The sequence below is a fragment of the Yoonia maritima genome (assembly GCF_043641945.1).
In the GTDB taxonomy this organism is placed as follows: Bacteria; Pseudomonadota; Alphaproteobacteria; order Rhodobacterales; family Rhodobacteraceae; genus Yoonia; species Yoonia maritima_B.
In genome coordinates, this window is the sequence record NZ_JBHZRX010000001.1 from 415006 (window position 1) to 428671 (window position 13666).

A 13666-nucleotide genomic window follows, 5' to 3' on the forward strand; every position below is an offset into this window, starting at 1 on the left:
CATTAGAACCAGCCCAAACGTGCGTCATTCTTCGGAATCGGCGCCGTCGCAGAGTAGCCAACACGAGGAGAGCCAAAATGGCAGATGCAGCCATCCACGGCGATGAACATCACGACGACCGGGGGTTCTTTACCCGGTGGTTTATGTCGACAAACCATAAAGATATCGGGATTCTGTACCTGTTCACCGCTGGTGCGCTAGGTTTCGTTTCTGTGCTGTTCACCGTCTATATGCGTCTGGAATTGATGCATCCGGGCGTTCAGTACATGTGTCTAGAAGGCGCGCGCTTCATCGCGGATAGCGCAGCTGAATGTACACCAAACGGCCACCTTTGGAACGTGATGATCACTTATCACGGCGTTCTGATGATGTTCTTCGTGGTTATTCCAGCCCTATTTGGTGGTTTTGGTAACTACCTTATGCCGCTGCAAATCGGTGCTCCTGACATGGCGTTCCCACGCCTGAACAACCTGTCTTACTGGATGTTCGTTGCGGGTGCGTCACTGGGTGTGGCTTCGATGCTGACACCGGGTGGTAACGGCCAACTGGGTTCGGGCGTTGGTTGGGTTCTGTACCCTCCGCTGTCGACCTCTGAGGGCGGCATGTCGATGGACCTTGCGATCTTTGCGGTTCACCTTTCTGGTGCCTCTTCGATCCTTGGTGCGATCAACATGATCACCACATTCCTAAACATGCGCGCGCCAGGTATGACAATGCACAAAGTGCCGCTGTTTGCTTGGTCGATCTTTGTTACATCTTGGTTGATCCTTCTTGCCCTGCCTGTTCTGGCCGGCGCGATCACAATGCTGCTGACTGACCGCAACTTTGGCACCACGTTCTTCCAACCAGAAGGCGGCGGCGACCCAATCTTGTACCAGCACATCCTGTGGTTCTTTGGTCACCCCGAAGTGTACATCATCATTATCCCGGGCTTCGGTATCGTCAGCCACATCATCGCGACGTTCTCTCGCAAACCAATCTTTGGCTACCTGCCGATGGTTTACGCGATGGTAGCAATTGGTGTTCTGGGCTTTGTCGTTTGGGCGCACCACATGTACACCGTTGGTATGTCCCTGACACAGCAGTCCTACTTTATGCTGGCAACCATGGTCATCGCGGTTCCAACTGGGGTTAAGATCTTCTCTTGGATCGCGACAATGTGGGGCGGCTCGGTTGAAATGAGAACGCCAATGCTTTGGGCGTTCGGGTTCTTGTTCCTGTTCACCGTTGGTGGCGTTACAGGCATCGTTCTGTCACAAGCAGGCGTCGACCGCGTTTACCACGACACATACTATGTGGTTGCACACTTCCACTATGTTATGTCCCTTGGTGCGGTGTTCTCGATCTTTGCAGGCATCTACTTTTATCTGCCAAAATTCTCGGGCCGTATGGCACCTGAATGGGCTGGTAAGCTGCACTTCTGGATGATGTTCATCGGTGCAAACCTGACCTTCTTCCCACAGCACTTCTTGGGTCGCCAGGGTATGCCACGTCGTTACATCGACTACCCAGATGCATTTGCAACTTGGAACCTCGTTTCCAGCTGGGGCGCGTTCTTGTCATTCGCTTCATTTGTCTTCTTCTTGGGCGTCATTGCCTACACCCTGCTGAAAGGGAAAAAGGTCGAAGAGAACAACCCATGGAACGAATTCGCAGATACTCTTGAGTGGACACTGCCGTGCCCTCCTCCAGAGCACACATTCGAGACACTTCCAAAGCAGGAAGACTGGGACAAACAACCCGCTCACTAACTGCTCAACAAAAAAGAAAAAGGCCTCGCAATTTGCGGGGCCTTTTTTTGTTTATCAAGAATACCAATTCAGAGTCCGACACAGTCAAAACTTGCCGATAGAATCTTCCTCCCTTAGCTTGCCAATATGACCTTTCGCATTGCTACCCTAGACGAAATGCACCTGTTTCAAGCCGCCCAGCTTTGGAACAATGGCTGGCACGAGGCACACGCGAAAATAGTGCCAAGCAAACTGGTCGCACTCAGAACAATTGAGAGTTTCAAACGACGACTGAAAGACGATACCGTGTATCCACGCGTTTGCATTCAGGACGATGAGGTTCTTGGTCTCTGCATAACGCGGGAAAACGAGCTATATCAAATATACGTCTCGCCCAAAGCTCGTGGACGCGGTGTCGCGCCGGCTCTAATGATGGATGCAGAAAGTAGCCTTCTTGAAACTGGATATCTGTCTGCATGGCTTGCCTGTGCAATGGGCAACGACCAAGCGGCAAGATTCTATAAAAAATCTGGATGGCACAATACTGGCGAGCGAACAGTAGAATTGGAAACGTCGCAAGGAGCCTTCTCGCTCAAAGTCTGGAAATTTGTGAAGAGCTTGCGCCATCTTTAAGGCGCTGGTGGTGATGCTATTGGTAGAGGCGATCGAAACGACTTATTGGCACAGGTCATACCTTGCTTTGCTTACATGCAAATTCCACAAACTACTGCGCGACAAACGCGCACGTTTCACTCTGGATCGCCGAGGCATAAACTTAAAACATGCCTTATGAATGGAATCCACGACCGACAGATCATCATACCAATTGGCGGCTAAGCCTTTGGCCCTATCGGTCGTTACTGCGCAAAGACTTTGTGATTTTTATGGGCGGTACGGCAGCGCTGACATTGATCCCACTAATGGCCATCCTTGGCACTGGCGCGATGTGGTACGTGTTGCCGTTCTTTATCTTGATGTTTTCGGGGCTTTGGTGGGCCATCAACGTCAGCTATCGACGCGGTGAGGTTCTTGAGGAACTGACTGTAGATGACACCACCGTCGAACTCATTCGCCATAACCCAGGCGGCCAAACACAAACTTGGCAAGCAAACCGTTATTGGGTGAGCGTTCATCTGCATCCCAAGGACGGCCCAGTCGAGAACTACATCACACTACGCGGCGGTGACCGCGAGGTTGAGATAGGCGCGTTCTTAGATGTCGCTGAACGCGCCGAACTTTATCATGATTTGAAAAGGGCGTTCCGTTAGAAACGCCCTGCAGTTATCCCAAGCGGGATTTGACAAGTGGACCGGCTTTGCCGAAATCCATTTGTCCGGTATATTTGGCCTTAAGTACGGCCATCACCTTGCCCATGTCACGGATGCTTGCTGCGCCCGCTTCAGAAATCGCAGCGTCGACTGCGCTTTCGGCTTCTTCGTCGGTTAACTGACGCGGCAGGAAGTCTTCGATCACTTTGATCTCTGACAGCTCCTTCTCAGCCAGTTCAAGCCGCCCGCCTTCTTCATAAGCGCGTGCGCTTTCTTGGCGTTGCTTTACCATCCGTCCCAGAATGCCAAGCACATCTGCGTCGCTCACGCCGCCTTCTTCATCGGCGGTGCCGCGCAGGGCAATATCTTTATCTTTGATGGCTGCATTAATCAGCCGCAATGTCGAAAGGCGGTCCGCCTCTTTCGACTTCATCGCATCCTTGAGGGCCTGATTGACCCGGTCGCGCATGTTCATGAGTTTTCCCGATCACGAAGCTTAAAACGAAACGCCACCTTACTGTGGCCGGTTGCGCATGACAAGCCGGGCTTGCGTCGCGTCACCGCCTTGTTTCAAAGGGCGAGATACGGCCTTGACCCGGCCTGCTTGCCCTCGTAAACCCGGCCCAATTTGACTGATCGGAGACTTGGGATGACGCAGAAACCAACAGCCTGCTTGGCACTTGCCGATGGTACGATCTTTTATGGTGTCGGATTTGGGGCCACTGGCGAAACTGTCGCCGAACTTTGCTTTAATACCGCGATGACTGGTTATCAGGAAATCATGACTGACCCATCATATGCTGGGCAGGTTGTGACATTTACTTTCCCGCATATCGGCAACACCGGCGTCACACCCGAAGATGACGAAACGGCTGATCCCGTTGCGGAAGGCATGGTCGTTAAATGGGACCCGACAGAGCCATCCAACTGGCGGATGACCCAGAACCTAACATCTTGGCTGGAAAGCAGAAATCGGATCGGCATGGGCGGTATCGACACGCGTCGTCTGACACGTGCGATCCGGCAGCAGGGCGCACCACATGTTGCGCTAGCCCATGACCCCGAAGGCAATTTTGATATTGCCGCTTTGGTTCAGAAGGCTCGCGATTTTGCAGGCCTTGAAGGTCTGGATCTTGCGAAAGAAGTCACATGTGCGCAGTCATACAGCTGGAACGAAACACGTTGGGCATGGCCTGACGGCTTTGGCACGCAAACAGAGCCACGCCACAAGGTCGTTGCAATCGACTTTGGTGCAAAGCGCAACATTCTACGCTGCCTCGCAAGCGCAGGCTGCGATGTGACCGTATTGCCCGCCACTGCAACAGCTGAAGACGTGCTGGCCCTGAACCCCGATGGTGTCTTTTTGTCCAACGGACCGGGCGACCCTGCTGCGACAGGTGAATATGCCGTTCCAATGATTAAAGGCGTGCTTGGCGCGGATATCCCTGTATTTGGGATTTGCTTGGGTCACCAAATGCTTGCCTTGGCGCTGGGTGCGAAGACAATCAAAATGAACCACGGTCACCACGGTGCGAACCACCCGGTAAAAGACAAAGAAACCGGCAAAGTCGAAATCACGTCCATGAACCACGGGTTTACCGTTGATGCGCAGACATTGCCTGCTGGCGTGATTGAAACGCATGTTTCGCTGTTTGATGGCAGTAACTGCGGGATCAAAGTCGCTGACCGTCCGGTGTTCAGTGTGCAATATCACCCAGAGGCCAGCCCAGGCCCTCAGGACAGCTACTATCTATTTGAACGTTTTGCTGCGGCAATGGATGCCTGATTACTTCGGGTATCCTTAACCGCACATTAACTAATATGGGCGCATCGTCTGACTGACAAACTGTTGGGTTAATCATGTCAGGCGTCCAAATAGAAACTAAGAATGTCGGCGTCCTACCTACTGTGGGCGCCGTTCGCAGTTTATTAGCCCAAGAATTGGTCTTCATTGGCGCTATCCCCCACGATATCGCACTGCAAGCCGAAGAAATCGCGAACAACAGGGGATTGCGGCTTGCGGATGTTATGACTAGCCGCTTTGGTATTTCCCAATTTTCTGTCGCAACTGCGTTCGCCACAGCATATAAAACCCGGCTAATTGACCCGCTGTCGGAACCTGCTGATACCACGCTTATTCACGCCATCGGGCCCGCAAACTGTTTGCAAATGGGATTGATACCTTGGCGAAAGATCGGAGGGCAGACCGTTATCCTGACCGTGCGTCCGGACGAATTTCATCTCCACGCTGACGATCTATGTGCGCAGTTCGGCCCTGTCCGCATGGCGATCACAACTAACGATCAGCTTAGCGGTGCCATTGCCCAGCAATGCATGAACACCTTGGTAATGCAGGCGGAAACGAAAACGCCTCAAGCCGAAAGTTGCCGAGATTGGAATCCGGCACGTGCCCTTGCCGTCTGGGCATTATTAGCAACCGTAACGCTTTCAGGTATAGTTTTTGCCCCGCTTGCCTTGTGGGCTGCGCTTGTGGGCTGGGCTGTCGTCACGCTTGCCCTGACAACCGCATTGAAAGCGGTCGCCGCCGTGATCGGGATGCGCAAACCCGAAGACACGACACCCAATGTCGTCCCGGCGCGTTTACCGACGATCACTATGCTGGTGCCATTATACAATGAAACCGCGATTGCCGAACACCTGTTGGCTCGGCTCGATGCGCTCGATTATCCACCCGAATTGCTTGATCTATGCCTCGTGTTAGAGGCGGATGACCGCACTACCCGGGCCACATTAGGACGCACTACCCTACCCCGTGGTGTTCGGCCTATCGTGGTGCCCAAGGGCACAATTAAGACCAAGCCACGGGCACTAAACTACGCGCTAGATTTCGCCCGCGGCAGCATTATCGGCGTCTGGGACGCCGAAGACGCGCCTGCCCCTGATCAGCTGCACTGCGTGGCTAACGCCTTTGCAAACAGCCCACCTGATGTCGTCTGCCTGCAAGGGAAGCTAGATTACTATAACGCAAAGGCCAACTGGCTAACGCGTTGTTTTACTGTCGAATACGCAAGCTGGTTTCGCGTCGTTCTGCCCGGATTACAGCGGCTTGGCCTTGCTGTACCGCTTGGTGGCACAACCCTGTTTTTCAAACGCGACGCATTGCAGGAACTGGGGGGCTGGGATGCCCACAATGTCACAGAAGACGCTGACTTGGGTATTCGGCTGGCGCGTCACGGGTATCGCACCGCATTGATAGATACCGTCACCGAAGAAGAAGCAAACGGTCGCGCGTGGCCATGGGTCAAACAGCGATCCCGTTGGCTAAAGGGATACGCGATTACTTATTGTGTGCATATGCGAAATCCCGCCCGACTTTGGCGCGACCTAGGAGCATGGCAGTTTTTCGGCGTGCAATTGTTGTTCTTAGGAACGCTTTCGCAATTTGTCTTAGCACCTTTGCTTTGGACGTTTTGGTTGCCGATGCTAGGGCTAAGTCATCCGCTTTCCGCAATCATGCCAGCGTGGTCGTTTTGGACGCTCGCCGGGCTTTTCATTACGTCAGAAATGGTCGGTTGGATTGTCGCCTACGTCGCACTGCAAAAGGCCAACAAACCTTGGCTATTCAAATGGGCGCTGACTTTGACGTTCTACTTTCCGCTGGGTGCATTGGCCGCGTATAAGGGTATTTATGAACTGGTCGTAAAGCCATTCTATTGGGACAAAACCGCCCACGGCATTTTACTGCCGCAAAGCTGGCAAACAACGACTACTCAGCCGCCTCAACCGCCGCAGCATCAAGTTTCAAACGGGTGACAAAGGCCTCTGAAATATGGTCGCGCAGCGCCTTATAGGCCGCGTCACCATCGCCTGCCTCAATGGCTTCAACGATCTCTTCGTGTTCATCCAAGGTTTCTACCGTACGCCCTTCAGCAGCGAGCGAAGTCGTCGCAAGAAGCGCCATAGAACGATGCACCAGATCCAGCTGCCGGACCAAAAACCTGTTGTGTGAAGCCAGATGGATTTGTTTATGAAAACGGCGGTTTGCGCGGCTAAGCGCCATGGGATCGCCAACCAGCTTCTTATCTTCCTCAAGCATGTCCCGCAGTACTTTGGTTTCTTCGGGTGCCGCATGACGCGCTGCAAGGCGGGCCGCGAGCCCTTCCAGCTCACCACGGACCACATAAAGTTCGGACAGTTGCGTATGATCTAGCGATGCCACGATCAACGAACGACCATCACGCGTTAGCAAGGATTGCGTCTCAAGTCGTTGCAATGCCTCGCGAATCGGGGTGCGCGACACGCCAAATCGTTCAGCCAACTCGCTTTCCACCAACCGATCACCGGGCTTGTAGGTGTGGCTATCGATTGCCTCTAGGATAAGGGCGTAAGCGTCTTTTTGTGTTCCGCGCGGATCGTGCATGGCGTTAGGCCTTTCTTGATCCGCCGACCCTACCCTTGCCAGCCCCCTGCAATCAACCCAAACTGATTGTACAGCGCGAAACAGTCGCATAGGTTCCGCGCATGGTTGCTGAACACTTTGAACATGTCGACACTTGGGTCTTTGACCTCGACAATACGCTGTATCACCCATCGGCTGATTTATTTGGCCTGATGGATCCGAAATTTGCTGCCTATGTCATGCGCGTCACGGGCTTTGACAAAGACCGCGCTGCTGAGCAAGCGAATGCCTATTGGGAAACGCATGGTTCGACGCTGGCTGGCCTGATGAAAGAACATAACGTCGATCCGCATCATTTTCTGGCCGAGGTTCACGATATCGACATTTCGCACCTGACCAAAGCCCCGGAATTAGCCGAGGCTATCGGGGTCTTGCCCGGCCGCAAGATCGTTTACACGAACGGATCGAACTATCACGCAACGCGGGTACTAAAGGCGCGCGGTTTGTCACATGCGTTTGACGCCGTTTATGCGATTGAACATGCCGAACTTACGCCCAAACCCCATGCCCAAAGCTTTGCCACCGTCTTTGCACGCGCAAAAGTGACGCCTACGTCTGCCGCGATGTTCGAAGACGAGGCACGCAATCTTGCGGTTCCCCACGCGCTTGGGATGCGGACGGTGCACGTCCATGAAACGCCACTGGATGCGCCGCATGTCCACCATAGCACCGATAACCTGACAGATTTCTTGTCGCAGGTGACGCGGTAACCCTTTCCGCGCCACGATCAACGCCCTATGTCAGACCTATGGAACGCAAATCGACCGATATTCTGATCGCGGGCGGCGGTGTCGCTGGCCTCACGGCTGCAGCTGCATTTGGCACTGCAGGCTTTGACGTTACAATCGTTGATCCGACCCCTCCGGTGACAAGCAGCGAAGCGACTGGCGCGGATTTGCGCACCACGGCATTTTTGCAGCCAGCACAACAATTCCTAGAGGCAGCGGGTCTATGGCAGCGCCTTGCCCCATTCGCGGCGCCACTTCAGATCATGCGCATTGTTGATGCAGCTGCTGATCCACATGTGATCCGCGATTTTGACGCTGCAGACATCTCTGACCAACCATTTGGGTGGAACCTACCCAACTGGCTGTTACGCCGCGAAATGGTCGCGCGGTTAAATGACTTACCAAATGTCGATTTTCGTTCGGGCACAGGTTTCAAAAACATGTTGGCCCGCGACCGATCCGCGATTGTGACCCTATCTGATGGCACGCAGCTAGATGCAAAACTGGTAATTGGTGCTGACGGGCGCGGTTCAGCCGTACGCAATGCCGCTGAGATTGGCGTAAAAACAAAACGTTATGGGCAAAAGGCGATTACTTTTGCCTTGACCCATGATGCGCCGCATAACAATGTATCGACCGAGATACATCGTGACGGTGGCCCCTTCACGCTGGTTCCCCTACCCGACCACGATGGCAAGCCTTGCTCTGCTGTCGTCTGGATGGATCACGGCCCCGAGGCAGTTCACCTAAGCAAGCTCGACCAAGCTGCATTCGAAGCCGCAGCGAATGATCGTTCCGCCGGTGTTTACGGCCCGCTAACGCTTGTATCCAAGCGCAGCGTATGGCCGATCATTAGTCAGATCGCGGATAAGATTACCGGACCGCGCGTGGCGCTTGTCGCCGAAGCGGCTCATGTGATGCCCCCGATTGGTGCGCAGGGTTTGAATATGTCACTGCGCGATCTGGCCAGCCTTTTGGAATTGGCGCAGGCTAATCCAACGGAGTTGGGTGATCGTCAGATGCTTGATGCCTACGCCCGCGCGCGCCATCCAGATATTAAGCTACGTATCGCAGGTATTGATGCGCTGAACCGGGCATCCATTTCAGGCGGTGCACTGGCACAGGACCTACGCGCCAAAGGCATTCAGATGCTTTATGGGCTAACGCCAGTACGCCGCAAGCTGATGGAATTGGGACTAGGTGCCGGACGCTAAAGCGGCCCGGGTCTACGTTCTTCGGATAGCAAAACATTTGCTTCGACATTACCCACGCCCGGCAAAGTCATAACCCGCCGTCGCAATACGCGCTCAAAATCTGCCAAATCACGCGCTACAACCCGCAAACGATAATCATAAAGCCCCAAGACGTGTTCGACCGATTGAACTTCGGGGATCGCCGACACGGCGCGTTCAAAATCCTCTAGGCTGATCCGGCCTTTGGTGGCGAGCTTTACCCCCAAGAATACAGTCACACCAAAGCCGACCTTCTCGGCGTCCAATACCAAACGCCGCCCTGAAATCACGCCTGCATCTTGCAAACGCCGCAACCGACGCCAAGTTGCAGGCTGGCTCAACCCCAGCTTTTGTCCCAGCTGGGTCGTTGACTGATCCGCATTTAGCGCGACTGCCCGCAGCAATTCTCGGTCGATGTCATCCAAAGTCATAGCGGCAGGCTTTCGTCGTATTTCACACGGGCAACAGTCATCAGCGCCTCGATGTCTGCAATATGCGGAAGGGTCAGAATTTCTTCGCGGTAGATACGTTGATAATCAGGCAAATCACGCGCGATCAGCGACAGGCGCACATCTACTCGGCCCAAGAAGGTCTGAATTTCAATGACCGCCCGCACCTGACGGGCCGCGGACAGAAACTCATCAAAAGCACGCGGAACAGTTTTATCCAGCGTTACACGCAAACTGACCTCGACGGTGAAACCAAGCGCACGCCAATCAATCACAGCTTGGCTTGGCATCAAAACCCCGTCCGCGCGCAATCGGTCCAAACGGCGCGTTACGCGGGCTGCGGTCATGCCCGTCGCAGAGGCAAGCTCCGGCACGGGTTGTGCTGGGTCCGCCTGAAGCAGGCGTAGAATTCGGCGATCAACGTCATCAAGCATAATAATTTATATATTTTACATTTTTACGAATAACAATCACATCAAAACTGAAAATTACATAAAATCAACACTCACTTATCAGCGAAAACACCGCTATAAACCGCAGCAGAGATAACCCAATAAGGAATGCGAACATGCGCGTTTATTACGATCGCGATTGCGATGTTAACCTGATCAAAGACAAAAAAGTTGCTATTCTTGGCTATGGTTCACAAGGTCACGCGCATGCGCTGAACCTGCGTGATTCTGGCGCGAAGAACCTTGTTGTTGCGCTGCGTGAAGGTTCTCCTTCACAAGCCAAAGCCGAAGGCGAAGGCCTGAAAGTTATGGGCATCGCAGAAGCTGCTGCTTGGTGTGATGTGATCATGTTCACAATGCCCGACGAACTGCAGGCAGAAACATACAAAAAATACGTCCACGACAACATCAAGCCAGGTGCAGCAATCGCATTCGCACACGGCCTGAACGTGCACTTTGGCTTGATCGAGCCAAAAGAAGGCGTTGACGTGATCATGATGGCGCCCAAAGGCCCAGGTCACACTGTTCGCGGCGAATACACCAAAGGCGGCGGCGTGCCTTGCCTGATCGCTGTCGACACTGACGCGTCTGGCAAAGCCCACGAAATCGGCCTGTCATACTGTTCTGCAATCGGTGGCGGTCGTTCCGGCATCATCGAAACCAACTTCCGTCAGGAATGTGAAACTGACCTGTTCGGCGAACAAGCCGTTCTGTGTGGCGGTATCGTTGAACTGATCCGTTGTGGCTTTGAAACACTGGTCGAAGCTGGTTACGAGCCTGAAATGGCCTACTTTGAGTGCTTGCACGAAACCAAGCTGATCGTTGACCTGATCTATGAAGGCGGCATCGCGAACATGGATTACTCCATCTCGAACACTGCTGAATACGGTCAGTACGTTTCTGGCCCACGCATCCTGCCATATGAGCAGACAAAGAAAGCGATGAAAGAGACGCTTGCTGACATTCAGTCCGGCAAATTCGTGCGTGACTTCATGCTGGAAAACGCTGTTGGTCAGCCAACAATCAAAGCGTCCCGTCGTGCAAACGACGAGCACCAGATCGAACAGGTTGGTGCAAAGCTGCGCGCAATGATGCCTTGGATCTCCGAAGGCAAAATGGTCGACAAAGCAAAGAACTAAGCCTGCTTAGTTCACGTGATCGGGGCTGGCGGAAACGCTAGCCCTTTTTCGTTAGCGCCCGACAAAGCGAAGCAGAAACTTAGACAGCTTATCAACGCGCGACGTGTAGGGCGGAAAGATCATAGGCAATGCAATAAATCTGTTTTTCAGCACGGGCCGTAGGTGGCTAAACGCATCGAACCCAGCCTTGCCATGCGCAGCGCCCATCCCAGAATTCCCGACCCCACCAAAAGGAAGGTTCGGATGAATGACCGGTAGAATCGTAAGATTCACACCAACGCTACCCGATGCTGTACCATTGGTCACACGATCCGCCGTTTCGGCATCTCCAAAAACATAAAGCGCGAGCGGGTGCGGCGCGTCATTGATCTGCCCGATTACATCCGACAGATCGCTATATTTGATGAGCGGAAGCACCGGTCCGAAAATCTCTTCTCGTGAGATTTCCATATCAGGCTGAGTGTCTAGCAAGATCGTGGGCGAAATCTTTCGACTGGCTTCGTCGGAGTTCCCGATGGCACGCGTTGCACCTTTGCCTTCGGCGTCGGCGATCAGGCCAGTCAGCCGCGCCCAATGACGCGGGTTTATTACCTTGGCAAGCGCAGGGGATTGCGTCGGATCAGTGCCGTACATCTTTGTAATCCGCGCACGCAAAGCATCGGCAAGCGCGTCATGGACGCTTTCGTGAACGTAAACGTGGTCTGGCGCGACACAGGTTTGGCCCGCATTGATAAAACGTCCCCATGCGATCCACTTGGCAGCCTTGTGAACGTTGGCTTCTGGCCCGACGACGACAGGGGATTTCCCACCCAGCTCAAGTGTAACACTGGCCAGTGTCTTGGCCGCTGCTGCCATCACGATTTTGCCGACCGCCGGACTGCCGGTAAAGAAGATATGGTCGAACGGCTGTTCCAACAGCGCATTCGCAACGTCAGGACCGCCCTGAACCACCGCAACCAAATCAGGTTCAAAAGCATCTGCAATCACATCGGCAATCACAGCCGAGGTCGCAGGCGTCATTTCCGACGGTTTGATAACGGCGGAACAACCAGCGGCCAGCGCCGAAACAAGCGGCCCAAGTGCCAACATGAACGGAAAATTCCAAGGCGCGATAATCAAGGAAGTACCTTTGGGCGTCGGCTGTATCCGACCCGATGTTCCGAACATCGTAAGGCCTGGCATCACGCGCTTGGGGCGCATCCAGCGCCGAAGATGGCGCAGTGCATCCCCGATCTCTTGGTAGATCGGTACGATTTCGGTCAGGCGAACCTCAACCGGATGTTTCCCGAAGTCAGCACCAATCGCCTCAATGATCGCATCTTCACGCGCAATGATCGCCTGTTTCAAACGCAACAGCGCATCGCGGCGCGCGTTGAAATCAAAGCTAACGCGGCGGTCCGGCACAAGTGCAGCCTGCGCGTCAAAAATCTCTGCGGGGTCTGTGGGTTGTTCTGTCATGTTGATAGCTTCGCGATAGATCGCCCCTATTCAAGATAAACGCAGCGTCAGCCAGTTTCCGGGAACGCCACCTGAAATGCAGAAGCGCCTGCCTGACTAAACAATAGCGCACGGCTTTTATCGTCGCGTTTCACCCAACCGGATTGTTCCATTTTGGTTAACATCGCCCGGCCAAGCGACCCGGCAAGATGCGTACGACGTTCGCTCCAGTCCAAACAACTGCGGCACAATGGCGCGCGCTGTTGCGTTAACGATTCAAGGTCTACGCCAAATTGTACGATAAATTCTTGGCCACCAGCCGTCAAAACCGGCGCATCGGGATCGTCACGCATTAAGCCACGAAAAATCAAACTAGAAAACATTTGAACCCCCATTTGGCCTGCTAGGTGATTATAGCACACACGTGCCTGTCGCAGCGCGGCATCCTTTGGTCCCGTCCGCGTACGCAGCTCTCCACCGGCCAGTCCCATCAACCCTTCGAGGACAACAGCAACATCTCCATGAGCGAGCGCGAAATATTTGTGCCTGCCTTGCTTGCGCGATTGCACCAGCCCACCGTCGAATAGTTTCGCCAAATGCCCGCTGGCTGTTTGCGGGGTTACCCCTGCTTCAACGGCGAGTTCCGTCGCAGTCAGCGCCTTGCCAGTCATCAGCGCCGTCAGCATGTTCGCGCGGGCAGGATCACCTATCAATGCAGCAACACGGGATATGTCGGGACCTTCCTTCATACTTCGATCTTAGCCGAAGCATCCGCGCAAATCTACCTGCTATGCTAACCCGTACAACAAAG

The 13666-nt window shown here is 54.0% G+C and carries 14 protein-coding genes; 8 read left to right on the forward strand and 6 right to left on the reverse strand.

Going from position 1 to position 13666, the window contains the following annotated elements; all coding sequences use genetic code 11:
• The first annotated feature begins 77 nt into the window (after positions 1 to 77).
• The 3 genes from ctaD to ACHUEV_RS02190 all read left to right on the forward strand — a co-directional run bounded on the left by ctaD (position 78) and on the right by ACHUEV_RS02190 (position 2998).
• Positions 78 to 1751: a cytochrome c oxidase subunit I gene (ctaD, locus tag ACHUEV_RS02180; protein WP_394177426.1), complete on the forward strand. Its 1674-nt coding sequence runs from the start codon at positions 78 to 80 to the stop codon at positions 1749 to 1751.
• Positions 1752 to 1877: 126 nt separating this feature from the next.
• On the forward strand, positions 1878 to 2363 hold the full coding sequence (locus ACHUEV_RS02185) for a GNAT family N-acetyltransferase (protein WP_394177427.1): 486 nt from the start codon (positions 1878 to 1880) through the stop codon (positions 2361 to 2363).
• A gap of 149 nt (positions 2364 to 2512) precedes the next feature.
• Positions 2513 to 2998, forward strand: a complete 486-nt coding sequence (locus tag ACHUEV_RS02190; protein WP_394177428.1) for a DUF2244 domain-containing protein — start codon at positions 2513 to 2515, stop codon at positions 2996 to 2998.
• Positions 2999 to 3011: 13 nt separating this feature from the next.
• Here the strand turns inward: ACHUEV_RS02190 and ACHUEV_RS02195 are convergent, their stop codons facing one another.
• Positions 3012 to 3473, reverse strand: coding sequence for a GatB/YqeY domain-containing protein (locus ACHUEV_RS02195; RefSeq protein WP_394177429.1), 462 nt, complete (start codon positions 3471 to 3473; stop codon positions 3012 to 3014).
• A gap of 174 nt (positions 3474 to 3647) precedes the next feature.
• Between ACHUEV_RS02195 and carA the strand changes: the two genes are divergently transcribed.
• Together carA and ACHUEV_RS02205 are read left to right on the forward strand one after the other, a co-directional pair.
• Positions 3648 to 4784 carry a glutamine-hydrolyzing carbamoyl-phosphate synthase small subunit gene (gene carA, locus ACHUEV_RS02200; protein WP_394177430.1) on the forward strand — a complete coding sequence of 379 codons (1137 nt, stop codon included), beginning with the start codon at positions 3648 to 3650 and terminating at the stop codon, positions 4782 to 4784.
• 74 nt (positions 4785 to 4858) lie between these two features.
• Positions 4859 to 6772 (forward strand): glycosyltransferase family 2 protein, encoded by a 1914-nt coding sequence (locus ACHUEV_RS02205; RefSeq protein WP_394177431.1) that lies wholly within the window; start codon positions 4859 to 4861, stop codon positions 6770 to 6772.
• Here ACHUEV_RS02205 and ACHUEV_RS02210 read toward each other — a convergent pair.
• Positions 6726 to 7379, reverse strand: coding sequence for a GntR family transcriptional regulator (locus ACHUEV_RS02210; protein WP_394177433.1), 654 nt, complete (start codon positions 7377 to 7379; stop codon positions 6726 to 6728). The two genes, ACHUEV_RS02205 and ACHUEV_RS02210, sit on opposite strands and share 47 nt — an antisense overlap.
• A 101-nt stretch (positions 7380 to 7480) precedes the next feature.
• Here ACHUEV_RS02210 and ACHUEV_RS02215 point away from each other — a divergent pair, with 101 nt between their 5' ends.
• Positions 7481 to 8128 (forward strand): pyrimidine 5'-nucleotidase, encoded by a 648-nt coding sequence (locus ACHUEV_RS02215; RefSeq protein ID WP_394177434.1) that lies wholly within the window; start codon positions 7481 to 7483, stop codon positions 8126 to 8128.
• Between the two features lie 38 nt (positions 8129 to 8166).
• Positions 8167 to 9360 carry a UbiH/UbiF family hydroxylase gene (locus ACHUEV_RS02220; RefSeq protein ID WP_394177435.1) on the forward strand — a complete coding sequence of 398 codons (1194 nt, stop codon included), beginning with the start codon at positions 8167 to 8169 and terminating at the stop codon, positions 9358 to 9360.
• Here ACHUEV_RS02220 and ACHUEV_RS02225 read toward each other — a convergent pair.
• Positions 9357 to 9809, reverse strand: a complete 453-nt coding sequence (locus ACHUEV_RS02225; RefSeq protein ID WP_394177436.1) for an Lrp/AsnC family transcriptional regulator — start codon at positions 9807 to 9809, stop codon at positions 9357 to 9359. The genes ACHUEV_RS02220 and ACHUEV_RS02225 overlap by 4 nt on opposite strands.
• Entirely contained in the window at positions 9806 to 10261 is a 456-nt protein-coding gene (locus ACHUEV_RS02230) for an Lrp/AsnC family transcriptional regulator (protein ID WP_394177437.1), read from the reverse strand. Before ACHUEV_RS02230 ends, ACHUEV_RS02225 begins: the two co-directional genes overlap by 4 nt.
• A gap of 134 nt (positions 10262 to 10395) precedes the next feature.
• Here ACHUEV_RS02230 and ilvC point away from each other — a divergent pair, with 134 nt between their 5' ends.
• Positions 10396 to 11418 carry a ketol-acid reductoisomerase gene (ilvC, locus tag ACHUEV_RS02235; protein ID WP_106356881.1) on the forward strand — a complete coding sequence of 341 codons (1023 nt, stop codon included), beginning with the start codon at positions 10396 to 10398 and terminating at the stop codon, positions 11416 to 11418.
• Positions 11419 to 11469: 51 nt separating this feature from the next.
• Here the strand turns inward: ilvC and ACHUEV_RS02240 are convergent, their stop codons facing one another.
• Positions 11470 to 12876, reverse strand: a complete 1407-nt coding sequence (locus ACHUEV_RS02240) for an aldehyde dehydrogenase family protein (RefSeq protein WP_394177438.1) — start codon at positions 12874 to 12876, stop codon at positions 11470 to 11472.
• Between the two features lie 47 nt (positions 12877 to 12923).
• Positions 12924 to 13604, reverse strand: a complete 681-nt coding sequence (locus ACHUEV_RS02245) for an ArsR/SmtB family transcription factor (protein WP_394177439.1) — start codon at positions 13602 to 13604, stop codon at positions 12924 to 12926.
• Positions 13605 to 13666: the final 62 nt, after the last annotated feature.